The sequence below is a fragment of the Mesorhizobium sp. B2-3-4 genome, assembly GCF_006442315.1.
Lineage (GTDB): Bacteria > Pseudomonadota > Alphaproteobacteria > Rhizobiales > Rhizobiaceae > Mesorhizobium.
In genome coordinates, this window is the sequence record NZ_VFVY01000001.1 from 594,188 (window position 1) to 612,625 (window position 18,438).

At 63.4% G+C, this 18,438-nt stretch carries 23 protein-coding genes; 12 read left to right on the forward strand and 11 right to left on the reverse strand.

Annotation, left to right across the window (positions count from 1 at the left end; genetic code table 11):
• Positions 1-3 precede the first annotated feature (3 nt).
• From mobA to FJ967_RS03345, 8 genes are all read left to right on the forward strand, one after another.
• A complete protein-coding gene (gene mobA, locus FJ967_RS03310) occupies positions 4-636 on the forward strand; it encodes a molybdenum cofactor guanylyltransferase MobA (RefSeq protein ID WP_140730251.1) in 633 nt (210 codons plus the stop codon).
• On the forward strand, positions 633-1,142 hold the full coding sequence (gene mobB, locus FJ967_RS03315; protein ID WP_140730252.1) for a molybdopterin-guanine dinucleotide biosynthesis protein B: 510 nt from the start codon (positions 633-635) through the stop codon (positions 1,140-1,142). Before mobA ends, mobB begins: the two co-directional genes overlap by 4 nt.
• Before the next feature lie 159 nt (positions 1,143-1,301).
• The gene (locus FJ967_RS03320; RefSeq protein ID WP_140730253.1) at positions 1,302-2,087 is read left to right on the forward strand and encodes an ABC transporter substrate-binding protein; all 786 of its coding nucleotides are present in this window, start codon (positions 1,302-1,304) and stop codon (positions 2,085-2,087) included.
• A 74-nt stretch (positions 2,088-2,161) separates the two neighbouring features.
• Positions 2,162-2,878 carry an ABC transporter permease gene (locus FJ967_RS03325; protein WP_140730254.1) on the forward strand — a complete coding sequence of 239 codons (717 nt, stop codon included), beginning with the start codon at positions 2,162-2,164 and terminating at the stop codon, positions 2,876-2,878.
• Positions 2,875-3,699 carry an ABC transporter permease gene (locus tag FJ967_RS03330; RefSeq protein ID WP_140730255.1) on the forward strand — a complete coding sequence of 275 codons (825 nt, stop codon included), beginning with the start codon at positions 2,875-2,877 and terminating at the stop codon, positions 3,697-3,699. Before FJ967_RS03325 ends, FJ967_RS03330 begins: the two co-directional genes overlap by 4 nt.
• Before the next feature lie 123 nt (positions 3,700-3,822).
• Positions 3,823-4,692 carry an NAD(P)-dependent oxidoreductase gene (locus tag FJ967_RS03335; RefSeq protein ID WP_140730256.1) on the forward strand — a complete coding sequence of 290 codons (870 nt, stop codon included), beginning with the start codon at positions 3,823-3,825 and terminating at the stop codon, positions 4,690-4,692.
• 6 nt (positions 4,693-4,698) lie between these two features.
• Positions 4,699-5,400 (forward strand): DNA alkylation repair protein, encoded by a 702-nt coding sequence (locus tag FJ967_RS03340; protein WP_140730257.1) that lies wholly within the window; start codon positions 4,699-4,701, stop codon positions 5,398-5,400.
• Positions 5,401-5,533: 133 nt separating this feature from the next.
• Positions 5,534-6,100: a DUF3299 domain-containing protein gene (locus FJ967_RS03345; RefSeq protein ID WP_140730258.1), complete on the forward strand. Its 567-nt coding sequence runs from the start codon at positions 5,534-5,536 to the stop codon at positions 6,098-6,100.
• A gap of 8 nt (positions 6,101-6,108) precedes the next feature.
• Here FJ967_RS03345 and FJ967_RS03350 read toward each other — a convergent pair whose 3' ends face one another.
• The 4 genes from FJ967_RS03350 to FJ967_RS03365 all read right to left on the reverse strand — a co-directional run bounded on the left by FJ967_RS03350 (position 6,109) and on the right by FJ967_RS03365 (position 8,592).
• The gene (locus FJ967_RS03350) at positions 6,109-6,600 is read right to left on the reverse strand and encodes an Lrp/AsnC family transcriptional regulator (RefSeq protein WP_006205209.1); all 492 of its coding nucleotides are present in this window, start codon (positions 6,598-6,600) and stop codon (positions 6,109-6,111) included.
• A gap of 108 nt (positions 6,601-6,708) precedes the next feature.
• Positions 6,709-7,383, reverse strand: a complete 675-nt coding sequence (locus FJ967_RS03355) for a uracil-DNA glycosylase family protein (protein WP_140730259.1) — start codon at positions 7,381-7,383, stop codon at positions 6,709-6,711.
• Positions 7,323-7,934, reverse strand: coding sequence for a glutathione S-transferase (locus FJ967_RS03360; RefSeq protein WP_140730260.1), 612 nt, complete (start codon positions 7,932-7,934; stop codon positions 7,323-7,325). Before FJ967_RS03360 ends, FJ967_RS03355 begins: the two co-directional genes overlap by 61 nt.
• 34 nt (positions 7,935-7,968) lie before the next feature.
• Positions 7,969-8,592: a thermonuclease family protein gene (locus FJ967_RS03365; protein WP_140730261.1), complete on the reverse strand. Its 624-nt coding sequence runs from the start codon at positions 8,590-8,592 to the stop codon at positions 7,969-7,971.
• Positions 8,593-8,668: 76 nt separating this feature from the next.
• Here FJ967_RS03365 and FJ967_RS03370 point away from each other — a divergent pair, with 76 nt between their 5' ends.
• Complete coding sequence (locus tag FJ967_RS03370; protein WP_140730262.1) at positions 8,669-10,189, forward strand: HAMP domain-containing sensor histidine kinase; 1,521 nt, start codon at positions 8,669-8,671, stop codon at positions 10,187-10,189.
• 28 nt (positions 10,190-10,217) lie between these two features.
• On the opposite strand, the gene FJ967_RS03375 is transcribed toward FJ967_RS03370, so the two are convergent.
• The gene (locus FJ967_RS03375) at positions 10,218-11,216 is read right to left on the reverse strand and encodes a nicotinate-nucleotide--dimethylbenzimidazole phosphoribosyltransferase (protein ID WP_140730263.1); all 999 of its coding nucleotides are present in this window, start codon (positions 11,214-11,216) and stop codon (positions 10,218-10,220) included.
• 200 nt (positions 11,217-11,416) lie between these two features.
• On the opposite strand from FJ967_RS03375, the gene FJ967_RS03380 reads away from it, so the two are divergent.
• A complete protein-coding gene (locus FJ967_RS03380) occupies positions 11,417-11,647 on the forward strand; it encodes a DUF1289 domain-containing protein (RefSeq protein ID WP_140730264.1) in 231 nt (76 codons plus the stop codon).
• Between the two features lie 10 nt (positions 11,648-11,657).
• A complete protein-coding gene (locus FJ967_RS03385) occupies positions 11,658-12,362 on the forward strand; it encodes a TIGR02281 family clan AA aspartic protease (protein WP_140730265.1) in 705 nt (234 codons plus the stop codon).
• Positions 12,363-12,364: 2 nt separating this feature from the next.
• Here the strand turns inward: FJ967_RS03385 and dusA are convergent, their stop codons facing one another.
• Entirely contained in the window at positions 12,365-13,354 is a 990-nt protein-coding gene (gene dusA, locus FJ967_RS03390; RefSeq protein ID WP_140730266.1) for a tRNA dihydrouridine(20/20a) synthase DusA, read from the reverse strand.
• A 219-nt stretch (positions 13,355-13,573) separates the two neighbouring features.
• Here dusA and FJ967_RS03395 point away from each other — a divergent pair, with 219 nt between their 5' ends.
• Positions 13,574-13,936 carry a nuclear transport factor 2 family protein gene (locus FJ967_RS03395; protein WP_140730267.1) on the forward strand — a complete coding sequence of 121 codons (363 nt, stop codon included), beginning with the start codon at positions 13,574-13,576 and terminating at the stop codon, positions 13,934-13,936.
• Between the two features lie 93 nt (positions 13,937-14,029).
• Here the strand turns inward: FJ967_RS03395 and FJ967_RS03400 are convergent, their stop codons facing one another.
• From FJ967_RS03400 to FJ967_RS03420, 5 genes are all read right to left on the reverse strand, one after another.
• Positions 14,030-14,332 carry a DUF982 domain-containing protein gene (locus tag FJ967_RS03400; RefSeq protein WP_140730268.1) on the reverse strand — a complete coding sequence of 101 codons (303 nt, stop codon included), beginning with the start codon at positions 14,330-14,332 and terminating at the stop codon, positions 14,030-14,032.
• Between the two features lie 104 nt (positions 14,333-14,436).
• Positions 14,437-15,450: a dipeptide ABC transporter ATP-binding protein gene (locus tag FJ967_RS03405; RefSeq protein WP_140730269.1), complete on the reverse strand. Its 1,014-nt coding sequence runs from the start codon at positions 15,448-15,450 to the stop codon at positions 14,437-14,439.
• Positions 15,451-15,458: 8 nt separating this feature from the next.
• Entirely contained in the window at positions 15,459-16,418 is a 960-nt protein-coding gene (locus FJ967_RS03410; RefSeq protein WP_140730270.1) for an ABC transporter ATP-binding protein, read from the reverse strand.
• Complete coding sequence (locus FJ967_RS03415; RefSeq protein WP_140730271.1) at positions 16,415-17,386, reverse strand: ABC transporter permease; 972 nt, start codon at positions 17,384-17,386, stop codon at positions 16,415-16,417. Before FJ967_RS03415 ends, FJ967_RS03410 begins: the two co-directional genes overlap by 4 nt.
• Positions 17,386-18,402: an ABC transporter permease gene (locus FJ967_RS03420; RefSeq protein ID WP_140730272.1), complete on the reverse strand. Its 1,017-nt coding sequence runs from the start codon at positions 18,400-18,402 to the stop codon at positions 17,386-17,388. The genes FJ967_RS03415 and FJ967_RS03420 overlap by 1 nt, the downstream gene beginning before the upstream one ends.
• Positions 18,403-18,438: the final 36 nt, after the last annotated feature.

Sequence of the window (18,438 nt, forward strand, 5' to 3'; positions counted from 1 at the left end):
TGCATGAATCTGGATGTAGCGGGGATCATCCTGGCCGGTGGCCAGTCGAGGCGGATGGGCGGCGGCGACAAAAGCCTGTTGCCGCTCGGTGGTGGCTGCGTGCTTGATGAAGTCCTGTCCCGGTTTGGTCCGCAACTCGACATGCTGGCGCTGAGCGCCAATGGCGACCCGGCACGATTCGCCCGTTTCGGGCTGCCGGTGCTCGCCGATACCGTCGAAGGCTTTGCCGGGCCGCTTGCCGGGATACTCACCGGCCTCGAATGGGCCGCTGCCGGTACGCCTTGCAAGGCAATCGTCAGCGCGGCCGGCGACACGCCTTTCCTGCCAGCGGATCTTGTCGATCGTCTGGTGGCCGCGGCTGGTGGACATCCCGGTTCGATCGCCGTCGCGTTCTCCTCAGGCAGGCGCCACCCGACTTTCGCGCTGTGGCCCGTCGAATGCCGTGGCGCCTTGCGGCATTTCCTGGTCGGCGAGGACAACAGGCGGGTTTCGGCCTTCATCGAAAGGCAGGGCCATGTCGAGGTCGAATTCCCGGTCCTGCAATCCGCCGGCCAACCCGTCGATCCTTTCTTCAACATCAACGTGCCGGACGATCTTGCCCGGGCCGAAGACCTGTTGCAGAGCATGACATCATGAACAGACGCGTCTTCGGCATCACCGGCTGGAAAAACTCCGGCAAGACCACCCTGACCGAAAAGCTGGTCGCAGAGCTCGTGCGGCGCGGCTGGACAGTCTCCACGGTCAAGCACGCCCATCATGATTTCGACATCGACAAGCCCGGCGCGGACAGCTTCCGCCACCGTCAGGCCGGCGCAACCGAGGTTGCGATCGTATCGGGCAATCGCTGGGCGCTGATGCATGAGCTGCGAGGCGAGCAGGAGCCGCCGCTGGACGCCATCCTGTCACGGCTCGCCCCCTGCGACATCGTCCTGGTCGAAGGCTACAAGCGCGAAGCCCACCTCAAGGTCGAAGCGCGGCGGCTGGAGGCTAAGGACCGCACGCCGCTTTCAGCAGGTGATCCCAATATTGTCGCCATCGCCGCCGATTTCGTCATTGCCGGCGAGCATCTGCCGGTGTTCGACCTCGACGACGCAAAATCCATAGCCGACTTCATCGAGCGCACGACCGGCCTCGTTGCTTGAGAAGTAACGTAACGGCAGAACCTCATTACCGATTTCGGCGGTTTTGCAGTTGCTTTTTTCTTGGAAAGAGTGGGAGTATCGCCGTCAGCGGGCGGTCAAAAGCACCGCCCCACAGAGCCGTTTCGGAACGACGGCCGGGACCATAAAGAGAGGACTATCATGCGTATTGCACTGCGTATCGCGCTCGCCGCATCGGCTGCGCTGCTGACGCTCGGCGTAGCCCAGGCCCAGGAAAAGACCCTGCGGATCGGCACCGAAGGCGCCTACCCCCCATTCAACAACCTCACCGCCGATGGCCAGCTTGTCGGCTTCGATATCGACATCGCCAAGGCGCTTTGCGATGAGATGAAGGTCAAGTGCACCTTCGTCGCCCAGGATTGGGACGGTATCATTCCAGCTCTTCAAGCCGGCAAGTTCGACGCCATCGTTGCCTCGATGTCGATCACACCGGAGCGTCAGGAGAAGGTCGACTTCTCGCACAAATACTACAATACCCCGTCGGCGCTTGCCGTGCCGAAGGATTCGCCGCTCAAGGGCGTTACCAAGGAAGACCTTGCCGGCAAGAACATCGGCGTGGCCACCACGACGACGCATTTCAACTATGCCTCGAAGACTTATACGGACAGCACCATCAAGGGTTATCCGAGCAGCCCCGAGGAACAGGCTGACCTGGCCAATGGCCGCCTCGACGCCATCGAGGACGACATTGTCGTGCTGCAGCAGTGGTTGGATTCGCCCGACGGCGCCTGCTGCAAGATTCTCGGCCAGCCCAAGCCGCAACCGGTCGAAATCTTCGGGCCTGGCGCCGGCATTGCCGTCCGCAAGGGCGACACAGACCTCGTCAACAAGCTGAATTCCGCCATCGACGCCATTCGCGCCAACGGAAAATATAAGGAAATCAACGACAAGTACTTCAAGTTCGACGTCTACGGCGCCGAGTCCTGATAGTCATGCCAAGGCGGCAGGGATACCCTGCCGCCTTTTTCGTCTCGGGAGCGCCGTGGGGGTAACACCGGTCAATGCCAGCCCAAAGCATATGGACACTGCTCAGTTGGGGACCCGAGGGCTGGAGTGACGATATTGCCTATGGCGCGTTGGTTACCATCGCGCTCGCACTTGCAACGCTGCCGATCGGCCTGACGATCGGCTTTTTCGTAGCCTGGGCCAAACAGTCCGAAGAACCGTCGCTGCGGGTGGCCGCCAATATCTACACCACCGTGTTTCGAGGCCTGCCTGAACTGGTGACGCTGTTCCTGTTCTTTTTCGGCATGCCCATTCTGCTGCAATACGTCATCCGCCTCTTCAAGCCCGAGGCGACGATCGACGTCGACAGCTTCATTGCCGGCATGATCGTGCTGTCGCTGATCTTTTCTTCCTATGCCAGCGAGGTGTTTCTCTCGGCCTTTCGCGCCATTCCCAAGGGCCAGTATGAGGGCGGCTACGCGATCGGCCTTTCGAAGTGGCTGACCATGCGCAAGATAATCTTGCCGCAACTGCTGCGCATCGCCTTTCCCGGCCTCGAGAATTGCTGGCTCAGCCTGCTCAAGGACACCGCCCTGGTTTCGGTCGTCAACCTCGCCGAAACCTTGCGCAATGCGGGCGTGGCCGCGCGCGTCACGAAACACGCGTTCCTGTTCTACAGCGTGGCGGCCCTGGTGTTCCTCGTTTTGGCGATCCTGTCGTCGATCGCGACGGGGTTCATCTTGCGCTCGCTGGGACGGAGGCAGCCGCGATGAGCGTCAGCGAGGCCATTTCAGTCGAACGGCCGCCGCCGCGGGCACGCGGCTGGCCGCGCGCCCGTATCGTGGGCTATGCGCTCGTCGGCTTATGGATCCTCTTCAGCATCGGCATCCTCGCCTATCTCATCTACGCCTGGAATGGCGAGTTCTTTGCCAGATATGCGCCGGCCTATCTGCAGGGGCTTTGGACCACGCTGTCGCTCGTCGCGATTTCCATGGTGGTGGGCGCGATCTTTTCGCTGCCGGTCACCTATGGCCGCATGTCGCGGAACCGGTTCTTGTCCGGCCTTGCCTATTGCTATGTCTATTTCTTCCGCGGCACACCGCTGCTCGTCCAGGTATACCTGGTCTATTACGGGCTGGGCTCCTTCCGGCCACAGCTCGAATCCGTCGGATTGTGGTGGTTCTTCCGGGAAGCCTTCAACTGCGGCGTGTTTGCCTTCGCGCTCAACACCGCCGCCTACCAGGCCGAGATCCTGCGCGGCGCCATAGAGAGCGTGCCCAGGGGCCAGTGGGAAGGCGCTGCCTCGCTCGGCCTGCACAAGCTGCAGACGCTGCGCAAGGTCATCCTGCCGCAGGCGTTCATCGTGGCCTTGCGGCCCTACGGCAATGAGCTAGTCCTGATGATCAAGGCTTCGGCCATCGTCGCCATCATCACCGTCTATGACCTGATGGGCAACGCCAAGCTCGCCTATGCCAAATCCTTCGATTTCCAGGCCTATGTCTGGGTCGCCATCGTCTATCTGGTGATGGTCGAGATTCTGCGCCATGGCGTCGAATGGATAGAGCGCCGGATCACCATCCATCTGCATCGCTGACCTCAGCCAGCCGTTTCCGCCTGGCCTGTGCCAGTCGATGCGGGTGGCGCGCGCCTTGACGAATTCGCCGCATGGCCTAGAGCTTCCGCGACTGAAAACTCTGTTTCGCCGGAAGGACAAGGTATGGCATCGGTGGCATTTCTCGGTCTTGGCGTCATGGGCTATCCCATGGCCGGACACCTGAAGAACAAGGGCGGCCACGACGTCACCGTCTACAACCGCACCGGCGCGAAAGGCGAGCAATGGGTCGCCCAACATGGCGGCAGCCATGCCGCGACACCGGCGCAGGCCGCCGAAGGCAAGGATTTCGTCTTTTCCTGCGTCGGCAATGACGACGATCTGCGCTCGGTGACCACGGGGCCGGAAGGCGCCTTCAAGGCAATGAAGAAGGGCTCGGTCTTCATCGACAACACGACGGCTTCGGCCGAAGTCGCGCGCGAGTTGGCCGAAGCCGCGCAGTCGGGAGGATTCTCGTTTCTCGACGCGCCGGTCTCCGGTGGCCAGGCCGGCGCCGAGAACGGCGTGCTGACCGTCATGGTCGGCGGCGATCAGGCTGCGTTCGACCAGGCCAGGCCGATCATCGACGCCTATGCCCGCATGGTCGGCTTGATGGGGCCGGCGGGTGCCGGCCAGCTGACTAAGATGATCAACCAGATCTGCATCGCCGGACTGGTGCAGGGACTGTCGGAAGGCATCCATTTCGGCAAGAAGGCCGGGCTCGACATCGAGAAGGTGATCGAGGTGATTTCCAAGGGCGCCGCTGGCTCCTGGCAGATGGAAAACCGGCACAAGACCATGAATGCCGGTAAATATGATTTCGGCTTCGCCGTCGACTGGATGCGCAAGGATCTCGGCATCTGCCTTGAAGAGGCCGACCGCAATGGCGCCCGGCTGCCGGTGACCGCGCTGGTCGACCAGTTCTACAAGGACGTGCAGGCGATGGGTGGCAAGCGCTGGGACACGTCCTCGCTGCTGGCGCGGCTGGAGAAGTAGGCGGCAATGTCCCTGCCCGCTCCGAACTGGACCGCGCAGGAGATCGTCGCGCATTTGCGCTCGATCGGTACAGAGGAAAACCGGGCCGGAATGGCGCGGTTCGGCATCAAGACCGCGACCGCGCTCGGCGTTGGCAATGCGGACTTGCGACCCTTGGCGCGCAAGGTGAAACGCGACCAGGAGCGAGCCCAGGCGCTGTGGGACAGCGGCATTCGCGAAGCACGGCTGATGGCCGCCTTCACCGGCGAGCCGAAGAAGATCACCATTGCGACATGCCGCCGCTGGGCCGACGATTTCGACAGCTGGGAAGTGGTCGATACCGTCTCCGACATGTTCGTCGATACGCCGTTCTGGCGCGAACTGATCGACGAATTCGCTTCCGACGAGCGCGAATTTGTCCGCCGCACGGCATTCGCCATGCTGGCATGGGCAGCGGTGCATCTGAAGAAGGAGCCAGATGCGACCTTCCAGGCCTATCTGTTCTTGATCGAAACGCATGCCTGCGACGAGCGTAATTTCGTCAGGAAGGCGGTCAACTGGGCGCTGCGGCAGATCGGCAAACGATCGGCGGAACTGCACGCCTCTGCCCTTGCGTTGGCGCAGGAACTTGCGGCTTCCCCGGACAAGACGTCGCGCTGGATCGGCAAGGATGCGGTCAGGGAATTGTCGGATGCCAGGACGCTTCAGCGTATCGCCGCCAAGGCTTGAGAGCGTGTCCTGACGGGGTCGAACGCGCCATGCCTCGCTATCCTCGGGCCGCGGATGACGACCTGTTGATTGCGCCGGCGCGTTGACGCGACTGGCGCTGGCGTCTTTACTCCGCAGCGAAGGGAAACGGCCAATGGGCACTCATCTCAAATCCGTCATCGCGCTCGCTGCCGCGACATTCGCGTTCGACGCTGGTGGCGCTTCGGCAGAGACCATGCACATCTTCTGGAAGGACCTGCGCCCGGCAACCCAGGCGGTCGCACAGGACGCCGAACTGCCGATGATCGCGGCAAAATTGCCCGACCACGGTGAAACGCTATCGGTCGGACTGCAGGATAAGACGGTACAATTAGCCGGCTATGTATTACCGGTCGATCGCGACGGCGACCTCGTCTACCAGTTCCTGCTGGTGCCCTGGACCGGCGCTTGCAGCCACATGCCGACGCCGCCGCCCAACCAGATCGTGCTGGTCACGCCAGCCCATCCGTACAAGATGACGGAGGCATACGAATCCGTCTCCGTCACCGGCGCCTTGAAGCCGGACATGGAAAAGAGCCAGCTGTTCATCCTCGACGGCGTCAGCGTCATCCAGTCCGGCTATTCGGTGCGCAAGGCCGAGGTCGTGGCAATCGATACCGTACCCGACTCCGTAGTCCTGCCGGTCAATTCGCCCTGGACGTTCCTCAACAAGAAGAACTGAGCGCGGCCTCAGGCCGCGTTGGCGCCCGATTCCTTGTCCAGCACCATGTAGTCGAGCGGGATCTCGGTCGTGTATTTGATCTGCTCCATGGCGAAGGACGACGATACGTCACGGATTTCGATCTTGGCGATCAGCCGCTTGTAGAAGGCGTCATAGGCGGCGATGTCGGGCACGACAACGCGCAGCAGATAATCGACATCGCCGCTCATGCGATAGAATTCGACCACTTCCGGGAATTCCTGGATGACCTCGGAAAACCGCCGTAGCCATTCATGGCTGTGCGAATTGGTGCGGATCGACACGAAGACGGTGACGCGCACATTGACCTTTTCGTGGTCGAGAATGGCGACGCGGCGCTTGATGACGCCCTCTTCCTCGAGCTTCTGGATACGCCGCCAGCACGGCGTGGTCGACAGGCCGACTTTCTTGGCAACATCGGCGACCGCGAGCGTCGCGTCCTCCTGCAGGAGGCGGAGAATTTTTCGGTCAAGGCGGTCCATCGGAGGCTCCTCGTGGAATAGTTTCGCCATAATCCCTTTTATCTAGGCCGTTCACAAGAAAGAAATTCTGCCATCAGGCGAAAAAGCGAGTGATTTCTTGCTGAATGGCTAATGGAGACGATAGCGGATTTCCGACCGCAGGAAGGGCAGCAAATCCATTTCAAACCAGGGATTCTGCTTCAACCAGCCGGTGTTGCGCCAGGAGGGATGCGGCAATGGCAGCACTTTGGGGCTGACGGAACTCTCCCAGATGGCGCGCCAGTCCATCACCGTTTCCGTCAGCGAGGGGCGCCGCGCCGCGCCCATGTGCCAGGTCTGCGCATAGATGCCGATCGTCAGCACCAGGTCGATGCGCGGCATCAGCGCCATCAGGGGCGCGCGCCACGCCGGGGCGCATTCGCGTCTCGGCGGAAGGTCGCCACCCTCGGCGTCTTGTCCGGGAAAGCAGAAGCCCATCGGCACGATGGCGAACTTCCCGGTGTCGTAGAATTCCTCGCTGGTCACGCCAAGCCAACTGCGCAGGCGGTCGCCGGACGCATCGGTGAAAGGCATGCCCGACAGATGCACCTTGGTTCCGGGCGCCTGGCTGGCGATCAGAATGCGGGCGCTGGACGAGGGTCGCAGCACCGGCCGCGGTTCATGCGGCAACGGCTTGCCGATGGGATTGTCGACGCAGATGCGGCAGGCGCGGACCGTTGCCGCGAGCTTGTCCAGTTCGACGCTCAAGCGGCGGCACTCGGCCGGCCGGAGACAGCCTGGTGCCAGCGCAACACATTGGTGCATTCCTCCGGCACCTTGATGCGTGCCGGCTTCATGAAATCGATCGCGATCAGCCCCGTGATGTCGGCGATCGAATAGCTGTCGCCGGCGGCGAATTCCCGATCTGCCAACTCGCCGTCGAGAATTTTCAGGAATTCGACCGCCTTCGGCTTGTTGGCTTCGCCCCACTCTGGAATCTGCGGGATTTCCCATTCCTTCATGGCCGGATGGATGTGACGGAAGGCCTGCGCGACGCTGCTGAGCAGGTTGAACTCCATCCGTCTCTGCCACATCTCGACCCGCGCCCTGCCGAGCGCGCCGCGCCCGAACAATGCCGGCTCGGGATGGAGTTCCTCGAAGTAGCGGCAGATGGCGACGGATTCGGTAAGGATGGTGCCGTCATCGAGCTCAAGAACCGGCAGACGCCGCAGCGGATTGCGCGAACTGACCGACTGCTGCCTGTGCTCCAGTGCGCCCATGTCGACCGGCACCAGTGGAACGGCGATCCCCTTTTCGGCCAGAAAAACGCGAACCCGCCGCGGGTTGGGCGCCCGGCCGCCGTCGAACAGCTTCATGTCCATCCTCCTTTTCGTTACGCCAGACAAGGCTTCACCAGAAGCGAAAGATCTCGCGAACAGCGTCGCCGATCGACGCCAGCGTCCCGTGTTTTCGTTCGACGACCTCGCCATGGTGGCTGTCGCGCCAGTCCTGCGGCCGGTCGAACGTGCCTGCCCAGATGCCGAGCCTCGCCGCGCGCGCCGTCGCTTCCTCGCCCTCGAAGTCGCCATAGGCAACAGCCCAGCCCGCTTCGACCTGGGCGCGGTTGAGGTTGGTGTCGCCGGCCTTGCAGTCGCCAAGCAACCGGCCGTAGCGATCGCGCTGCCAGCCGCTGCAAGTGACCGGCCTGCTGGCAATCAGGCGCACCAGCGATTGGCGCGCCAGCGTGCCGCAGGCATAATCGACGCCGTTCTTGCGGCAGGTCTGGGTGTATTCTGGAGCATCGATGCCGCGCATGCGGATGCGCTCCGTGCCCAGCGTGATCGAATCGCCGTCGTTTATGACGGCCGTACCTTGTGTCTTGCGCGTCTCCACCCGGTCGAGACGCGCCGCAAGCAGGATCAGCAGCCCCAGGATGATGACGGCCAGCCCGTAGTCGAGCAGCTTGCGCCACAGGCTTCTCGGTCGCGGTGCGGCGTACCGCCGGCGCGACCTCGGCGACCACGAACGGCTCATATGGCAAACGGTTGGTTAATCATTCGAACGTAGCTTAACACCTTGAAACCGCTGCACGCATAAACTGAAGTTTTTGATGCCCTTGCAACGCTCGAACACAGCGGACAAGTTCATTGTGGACCGCATGAAACGGCATCGCAACAGCGATGTCGCGCGCGCGGTGCGCAAGACGCGCGACCGTCTTTCGCAGCAGGCCGGCAACCCCGATTTCGATCGCGAACTGCTGAAGCTCCACGCGCGGGCCATGACTAGCGGCGCCGTGGTCATCCCGCTGCTTGTGCTGGCGATCGCCGCGGCCGGCCGTCTCGCCGGTGTCGGCAACGAGATCGGGCTTTGGGCGCTGGTCACGCTCACCTGCTACACCATTGTCGCCTTCATGGCGAGGCGGATCGAGCGGACTGAAGCTTCCGCGCTCAACCCATTGCAAACGCGAAGGGAATTCCTGGTCGCCCACTTCCTGTGCGGCCTCGGCTGGGCTTGGTTCGTATTGCTGGGCTGCGGTGTCTGCGCGGTCGACCAGTTCCAGGTGGTCAAGGCGGTGGTGTTGCTGTTGGCCATGGCCGGAACGGCCGTCATGGCCTCGTCCCTAAGCGGCGCCCTGCTGGCAACCTTTGCCGTCCCGGTGGCGCTTTACGCCTATGTCGGCACCAAAGCGTGGATGCCGGTCGATGTGATCATGGCCGGACTGCTGGTGCTGTCACTGCCCTTCTTCGCCTATGTCGCCCGCCACCTCAACCGCTCCTCGCTGATGCTCTTGTCTTTCCGGTCCGAGAAGGATGCGCTGATCGTCGAACTGGAGACGGCGAAATCGATGTCGGACGAAGCGCGACGGCGGGCCGAGGACGCCAATCTGGCGAAATCACGTTTCCTCGCCTCGATGAGCCATGAATTGCGCACCCCGCTCAACGCCATTCTAGGTTTTTCCGAGGTGATGGCGAACGAGGTGCTGGGACCGATGAGCAATCCCACCTATCGCGATTATGCCCGTGACGTGCATGATTCCGGCCAGCATTTGCTCGACCTGATCAACGAGATACTCGACCTGTCGCGCATCGAGGCCGGCCGCTATCAGCTCAACGAAGAGCCGGTGATGCTGCTCAACATCGTAGAGGATTGTTGCCACATGATGGAGTTGAAGGCGCGCAACAAGGATATCCGCGTCATCCAGGATTTCGAACAGACATTGCCGCGCCTGTTCGCCGACGAGCGCGCCGTGCGCCAGATCACGCTCAACCTTCTGTCCAACGCCATAAAATTCACCGCCACCGGCGGCGAAATCCGCGTCCGCGTGGGCTGGACGGCGGGCGGTGGCCAATACATCTCGATCAAGGACAATGGCCCTGGCATTCCCGAGGACGAGATTCCCGTCGTGCTGTCAGCCTTCGGCCAGGGGTCGATCGCCATCAAAAGCGCCGAACAGGGCACTGGGCTTGGCCTGCCGATCGTGCAAGGGCTGCTTGCCATGCATGGCGGCGAGTTCGAGCTTCATTCCAAGCTGCGCGAAGGCACGGAAGCGATAGCCATCTTTCCGCTGAGCCGGGTGATGGAAGAACTGCCGGCGCTGCCGACCGCCGCTGTCGCCGCGCGGCGGCGGTAGGGACTGGCCAACACTGAGTACGGCGTCGTTACCCCCGAACCGCCGCCGCCATGCCCGAACTGGTCAGCGCCGATGCCTTGACGAGCCCGGCCGCCAGGGCCGCTCCTGCCCCCTCGCCATGGCCGATGCCCAGATCGAGCAGCGGACGCAATCCGAGGAGTTCGGCTGCCCTGCCATGCGCCGGTTCCGGCGACAGGCTGGCGAGCAGGCAGTGATCGAGGGCGGCGGGATTGGCCACATACAGCACGGCCGCCGCGGCTGTTGCCGCAAAGCCGTCGAGCAGGACCGGTATCTGCTGCATGCGCGCGGCGAGGATGGCGCCGGCTATCGCCGCGAACTCGCGGCCTCCGACCCTGCGCAGCGCTTCGAGCGGATCTTCCAGTTGAGCGCCGTGAAGAGCCAGCGCGGCGTCGACCACTTCGGCCTTGCGGATCTGCATGGCGGCATCGGCGCCAGATCCCGGACCAACCCAGTCGGCACCCCTGCCTCCGAACAGCGCGGTGAACAAGGTGGCAGCCACGGTGGAGTTGCCGACGCCGAGATCGCCGAGGCAAAGCAGGTCGGTGCCGCCGGCGATCGCCTCCATGCCGAAGGCCATGGTCGCCGCGCAACCACGCTCGTCGAGCGCGGCATCCTCCGTGATGTCGCCGGTCGGTATGTGCAAGGCAAGATCGAACACTTTCAGCCCGAGATCGTTGGCGATACAGATCTGGTTGATCGCCGCACCGCCCGCCGCGCAAAGCTCGACCGCGTTGGCCGTCGCCGCCACCGGCCTTGGCGAAATGTGGTGCCTGACAACGCCATGGTTGCCGGCAAAGACGGCCATTAGCGGCCTGGTCACGGCGGGCGGGGCCCGGCCGCTCCATGCGGCAAGCCATGCGGCCATGTCCTCGACGCGGCCAAGCGAGTTGGCCGGCTTGTCAGCCCTGGCAAACAGCGTACGCACGCGCGCCTCGGCATTGAGGTCCCCGGCCGGCAAATTGTCGAGCAGGTTGCGAAAATCGTCGAAAGGCAGCGCGCTGGTCATATCGGAGGCAAATCACTTCTGGAGTTGGCGAGCGGCATAGCCGCCTTGCGTCATCGGCACAACCTCCTCGATGGTCCTTGCCGGTTTGCCGCAAAGGCAGCCGCGGAAGGCGCGATCGCGAGGGCTTGCATTGGCATTGCCGTTGCACCATGTGGAGGAGGAAGAGCGGATCTGCGGATGGAATTCCCTCAGAGAAAGTCATGACGACCATCGAATCTCCCTGCATCCTGGTCTGTTCGATCGATATGAAAACCGGCTTCTGCTTCGGTTGCGGCCGCACGCGCGACGAGATCGGTGCCTGGATGGGGATGACGCCCGAGACGCGCCGCAGCGTGATGGCCGAACTGCCGGCCCGGCTGGAAACCGTCGAACGCCGGCCGCGTCGGGAAACGCGCCGCACCCGCATGGCGCGCGAGCGCGACGCACTCTAGCGAGGCAAGAATGAGCAGCCGGCTGTTCTGGACCGTGATGGCTGTGATCGGCGTGGGAGTGGTCTTGCTGATGCTGAATGATCCGGCCGGCAGCACGCTCGGCGTCGAGAATTACGATTTTGGCCGGCTGATCTGGTTTGGCGCCTTCGGCGCCCTCATCGGCGCCGGCTTGCTGCGGTCGGCGCCGCTCGGCGTGGTGGCCCGCAACCTCGGCGCCTGGGCGGCCATCGTGCTGGTGCTGATCGCCGGCTATCAATATCGTTACGAACTGCAGGACGTCGCCAGCCGGGTGACCGCCGGCCTCGTTCCTGGCAGCCCGCTGGCGCTCGGCGTCGAGGATGGCCACGCCACCGTGACCCTCGACAAGGCCGACAACGGTCATTTCGAAGCGCGTATCCTGGTCAACGGCAACCCGGTCCGCGCCGTCGTCGACACCGGCGCGACCAGCACCGTACTGACCTCGCAGGACGCGCAGGCCGCAGGCTTCAACCCCGCAACGCTCAACTACACCATACCGGTTTCAACGGCCAACGGCATGGCACGCGCCGCGGCGGTCAAGACCGACGAACTGGCGATCGGCGGCATCGTGCGCAAGGACATGTCGGTGATGGTGGCGGCTCCCGGCATGCTGAGCCAAAGCCTGCTCGGCATGAACTTCATCGGCTCGCTGTCGGGTTTCGACGTGCGCGGCGACCGTATGATCCTGAGGGACTGAGATCAGGCAGCCTCGGCTGCGGCCCCGCCGAATTCGATGGCCGCGAACGCGGTCTTCAGCACGTCCGGCCCGGCGCCAGGCCGCGTTGCGTCGGTCGACAGGATCTGGCGGTAGCGGCGCGCGCCGGGCAGGCCGTGAAACAGGCCGACCATATGGCGGGTGACATGGCCAAGCCTGCCGCCCTGTTCGATATGCCGTGCCGCGTAGTGCGCCATCGCATCGATCAGCGCCGCGAAATCGAATGTCTCCGGCCGTGCGCCGTAGAAGGCGGCGTCGACACCGGTCAGAATGCCGGGCGTGTGGTAGGCAGCGCGGCCAAGCATGGCGCCATCGACATGATCGAGATGCGTCCGCGCCTCTTCAAGCGACTGAATGCCGCCATTGATGCCGATGAATTTGCTCGGTTTTCCGCTCTTCAGACGATAGACCCTGCCGTAATCGAGCGGCGGGATGTCGCGGTTTTCCTTCGGGCTCAGCCCTTCCAGCCACGCCTTGCGCGCATGCACCCACAAGGCGTCGGCGCCGGCATCGAAAACGCCATTCGCCAGCGCGTCGAGCGCCGGCTCGGGGTCCTGTTCGTCGACGCCGATCCTGCATTTGACCGTGACTGGAACTTTCACTGCCGCCTTCATCGCCGCGACGCAATCGGCGACGAGATCGGGCACTTTCATCAGGCAGGCGCCGAACGTGCCCGACTGGACGCGGTCGGACGGGCAGCCGACATTGAGATTGATCTCGTCATAGCCGAAGGCTTCGCCGATGCGCGCCGCTTCGACGAGCTTTGCCGGATCCGAACCGCCAAGCTGCAGGGCGACCGGATGCTCCGCCTCGTCGAAGCCAAGCAAGCGCTGGCGCGCGCCATGAATGACCGCGTCGGCCACCACCATCTCGGTGTAGAGCAGCGCATGCGTCGTCAGCCGGCGATGGAAGAAGCGGCAATGCCGGTCCGTCCAGTCCATCATCGGGGCTATGGCGATCTTGGCGTTCAACATATTGTTCGGGTTGGTTTTCCAGGTAGTCCGATCTACTCGGATCGGGTCTTGCCGCGACATGTAGCGTATTTGCCGCTGCTTTCAAACTGTCCGCCATCCCCGGCCAAACCCGTGCGCGTTCGGGCCTGTTGGCTTGTTGAGCCAAGCAATGCCTCGACCTGCCAGGAGCCTATTCGAGCCGGTTGCGATAGGCTCCTTCCCAACAATGGAATTACCGCCATGAACGACACAAGCCCGGCAAACCCGATCTACGATCCGCAGGAACTGGAGCCATCGCTGATTGCGCGCCAACATGCGGGTGATGTCGACGGCATGACGGCATTGTTCGAACCGGATGCGGTGATCGACTGTGGCGATGGACAATTCGTGCGCGGCCATGAAGCCATTCGCCGCTACTATGCCGACATCACCGCCTCGGGCCGTAAGTTCGCCGTCGGTGAGCAGCGTGCGGCCTTGATTTGCGGTGATCTGGCGCTGACCTCGACCCGCCTTCCGGATGGCGACGTGACGAGTGAGGTCGCGCGCCGGCAAGCAGACGGATCATGGCTTTGGGTGATCGACCGCTACCGCGTCGACTGGTGATGCGGATGCCGGGACCGCCTGGCTCGAGGCGCGAAAACCACCCTCCCGCGCCCGCAACGGGCACGAACCATCATCGGCAGAACGGCACGCCGCTTATCGACGCAGCGCGTGTATGCTCGCCATGCTGTTGCCGGCGATCGGCAAAGCCATGTCGTCGTCCAGGAGTCGCGTAATTCGGGCAAAGCCGGTGAAGGCTTTCCTTGCTTCTTCCGCCGACATTTGGCCGGACAAGGCAGCCGCGCAGCAATTCAGCGCGCATTGATAGACAGGACCGCGCCGTCCTGCTGGCCATTTACGCAAAAAAACCATGGCCTCGGCAACGCTATCGACTTCTTCTACAGGGTGCCCCTGCCCGCGCGAAATCCGCACGGGTGAAAAGAAATGCAGATAGTCCATGACTTCCTCCCGATCGGTCGCGATACGCGGCCGAACCACACAAAACGCGCCGCGACGCAGGCGGTTCCATGGCAAGTCGAATTTTTTTCGCCTGTCGGGCGAGATCATCCGTGCGCGGGCAGAATCGCGGGGCTGATCGTCGGGAAATGACACGCGACTTTGCGGCCAGGTCGATACTCAACGACCTCGGGCCGCTCCGTACGGCACCGCTCCGCCGCTATCGGACAGCGGGGATGGAACCGGCATCCGGAAGGCGGATTGAGCGGGCTCGGCACGTCGCCGGTGAGGATAATGCGCTTGCGCGTCCCGCCGGGTGTCGTCTCGACGACAGGAACGGCCGAGATCAGCGCCTGGCTGTAGGGATGGGCGGGCGATGCGAACACCTCTTCTGCTGGTCCCTCTTCGACGATCGAGCCGAGATACATGACGGCGATACGGGTCGAGACCTGCCGCACCACGGAAAGATCGTGGGCGATGAAGACATAGGTGAGGTTCAGCTTCTCCTGGAGGTCGGCAAGCAGGTTGACGATCTGCGCCTGCACCGACACGTCGAGCGCCGAGACCGGTTCGTCCAGCACGACGAGATCGGGATTGAGCGCAATCGCCCGCGCAATGCCGACGCGCTGGCGTTGCCCGCCGGAGAATTCATGGGGATAGCGCATGACATGGTCCGGCTGCAGCCCGACAAGGTCGAACAGCTCCGCAACGCGCGCGGAAATCTCGCGGGACGAAAGCTTGCCATGGATGCGCAGCGGCTCCGCCACCAGATCGCCGACACGCCGGCGCGGATTGAGCGAGGCCGACGGGTCCTGGAAGACCATTTGCAGGCGGCGCCGCAGCGGCCTGAGTTCCGACAGCGACTTCGAGGTGATGTCGTCGCCTTCGAACAGGAGTTGACCGTCCGATATGTCGTAGAGCCTCACCAGGCAACGCGCCAGTGTGGACTTGCCGCATCCGGACTCGCCGACCAGTCCAACGGTCTCGCCGCGCCGCACCGTCAGCGACACATTGTCGACGGCATGGACGGTTCGCCTGCCCTCGGCCGAAAAGCGGGTGCCGATCGAGAAGCGCTTGCCGAGCGAGCGTGTTTCGAGGATTGGACGGTCAGTGTCGGTCATCTCTCCGCTCATGCCTGCGCCACTCGGAAACACGCCGCCGCGTGGGTGGCGGCGCCAAGGTCAGGCTTGCCGGTCAGACAGGGCTCGTACCGGACCGGGCAGCGCGGCCCGAAGGCGCAGCCTTGCGGCAATCGCAGCAGCGATGGCGGTGACCCTGGGATGGCCGGCAGGCGACGAGGCTTCGCACCGGTCAGCGGCGGGATAGAGCCGAGCAAGGCACGCGTATAGGGGTGCTGCGGGTCGGAAAACAACTCTGTGCGGCTGCCGCGTTCGACGATGCGGCCGGCATACATGACCATCACCCGGTCAGCGAGTTCGGAGACCACGCCCATGTCATGCGTGATGAAGACGACGGCCGATTTGTGCGTTGCGCGCAGCTTGCGCACGAGATCGAGAATGCCGGCCTGCACGGTGACGTCGAGCGCGGTGGTCGGCTCGTCGGCCACCAGCAGCGCCGGGTTGCAGGACAGCGCCATCGCGATCACCGCGCGTTGGCGCATGCCGCCGGAGAGCTGGTGCGGATAGCGCGACATCGCTTCGTGCGGATTGGGAAAATTCACCTCCGCCAGCAGTTCCTCCACCCGCTCCATGGCCTTGGACTTGCTGATGTTGCGATGGGCGCGGATCTGTTCGGCGATCTGCCAGCCGATGGTGTAGACCGGTGTCAGCGCCGTCATCGGATCCTGGAAGATCATCGCGATCTCGTTGCCGCGTAGACGACGAAGCTCCCGCGCGGGCAGTCCGACCAGTTCGCGGCCCTTGTAGCGGATCGAGCCTTCGATGATGGCGTTGGGATCGGTGATGAGCCCCATCACCGCCAGCAGCGACACCGTCTTGCCGGAGCCGGACTCGCCCACGACGCCGAGGATTTCGCTTTCCGCGAGGTCGAAGGAAACGCCGTCGATGGCCCTCACGGGCCCGTCATCGGTCCGAAACGATACTTTGAGATCGCGCACCGACAATATCATGATGTCCTCAGGCGCGGATCGAGAAGGATGTAGACGAAATCGACGACGGCGTTGGCGACCACCACGAACATGGACGCGTACATCACCGTCGCCATGATCATCGGCAGGTCGAGGTTCTGCAGCGCGTCATAGGTGAGCTTGCCGATGCCGTGCAGTCCGAACACCACTTCGGTCAAAAGCGCCGAGCCGCCCACCAGCGCGCCGAAGTCGAGGCCGAACAGCGTGACGAAGGCGATGAGCGACGTGCGCAAGGCATGGCGCAGCAGGATGCGGGTCTCCGACAGGCCCTTGGCCCGGGCGGTGCGGATATAATCTTCCTGCATCGATTCAATGATCGCCGCGCGCAAGACGCGCCCGTAGATGCCGATATAGAGGATGGCCAGCGTGATCCAGGGAATGACCAGCGTCAGGAACCAACCTTTCGGATCGTCGGAGAAATTCTTGTAGCCAAGCGGCGGCACCCAGGAGAATGCCCAGCTATCGTGGTAGCGGCTCTGGGTGATCAGGTTCATCACCTCCCCCAGCCAGTAGACCGGCATGGAAATACCGAGCAATCCCAACGCCATCAGCAGCCGGTCCAGCCAACTGTCGCGCGTTGCGGCGGCAACGATGCCGATGACGATTGAAACGACCACCCACAGGATCGCGGCCCCGAACACCAGCGAGAGGGTGACCGGAATTGAATCCATCACCGCCGGCACCACCTTCCAGCCGCGATTGACGAAGGAGGTCAGGTCTCCCGTGACGAAGATTTTCTCCATCATCGTCACATATTGCACATAGAGCGGCCGGTCGAAGCCGAAGCTGTGACGCACCGCTTCCAGCACTTCGGGCGACGCGTTGCGGCCCGCGATGCGGGCGGCGGGGTCGGCGCCCGGCGTCGCGAAGAAAATCAGGAACACGATGACCGAAATGCCGAACATCACGAACAGCATCTGACCGAAGCGGCGCAGGATGGCGTAGATCATCAGTCGCGCCCCAGCCGAACCTTGGAGCGCGGGTCGAGCGCGTCACGCAGCCCGTCGCCGAAGACGTTGAGCGCCATGACGGAGACAGCGATCGCCAGACCCGGCGCCAGCGCCACAAGCGGCCTGGTGTAAAGCAGCGCCTGCCCGTCCTGAATGATGGTTCCCCAGCTCGCCGCGGGTGGCTGGACGCCGATCGACAGGAAGGAAAGTGCTGATTCCGTCAGCATGTTCAGCGCCATCATCAACGGGATGAAGACAATGAGCGTGGTGGTGATGTTGGGCAGGATGTCGCGCCACAGGATCCGTGATCCCGGAACGCCCAAATTGATCGAGGCCATGACGAATTCGCTGTGGCGCAGTGACAGGACCTGCCCGCGTATCGGACGCGCCACGTAAGGCACGTAGACGATGCCGATGATGATGACCGGCAGCCACAGGCTGCCGGACTCGATCTCGATCGGTCCGATCGAAATGCCTTGCGCGATGGTGACGATGGAGAGGGAAATCGCCAGGAGATAGATCGGGAACGCCCACAGCACGTCCAGGAAGCGCGACAGCACCGTGTCGGTGATGCCGCCGAAATAGCCGGCGACCAGTCCCGCCGCCGTGCCGAGGACCAGGGTGAAGATGGTGGCGGCTCCCGAGATCAGCAGCGAACTCAGCCCGCCATAGAGCATCCGCGCCATGACATCGCGCCCTTGGCTGTCGGCGCCGAGGAAATAGTTGCCGAGCCGCCAGGTCGGGCCGATGGGCGTGTAGCCAAGCCCGAGCCCTTCGGTCGATTGTTCCATCACCGGAACGTCGACGCCGTCGATCTGGATGACGGCGTCGAGCGTCGAGGCGAAGGGGTCTGTACCAGCCCATTTCGCGTAGAGAGGCGCGCTGAAACAGGCAAGGACAATGAGGAGGAACACGGCCAGGGACGCCATGGCGGCCCTGTTTCTTGCCAGCTTCGCAAACGCGACGGCCCAGGGCCCCCGCGTCCTGCGCGGCATGGCAGCGACTTGGTTCGACACGGGACGTGCCCCTCCGCGGTTCGTTACTGCACCCAG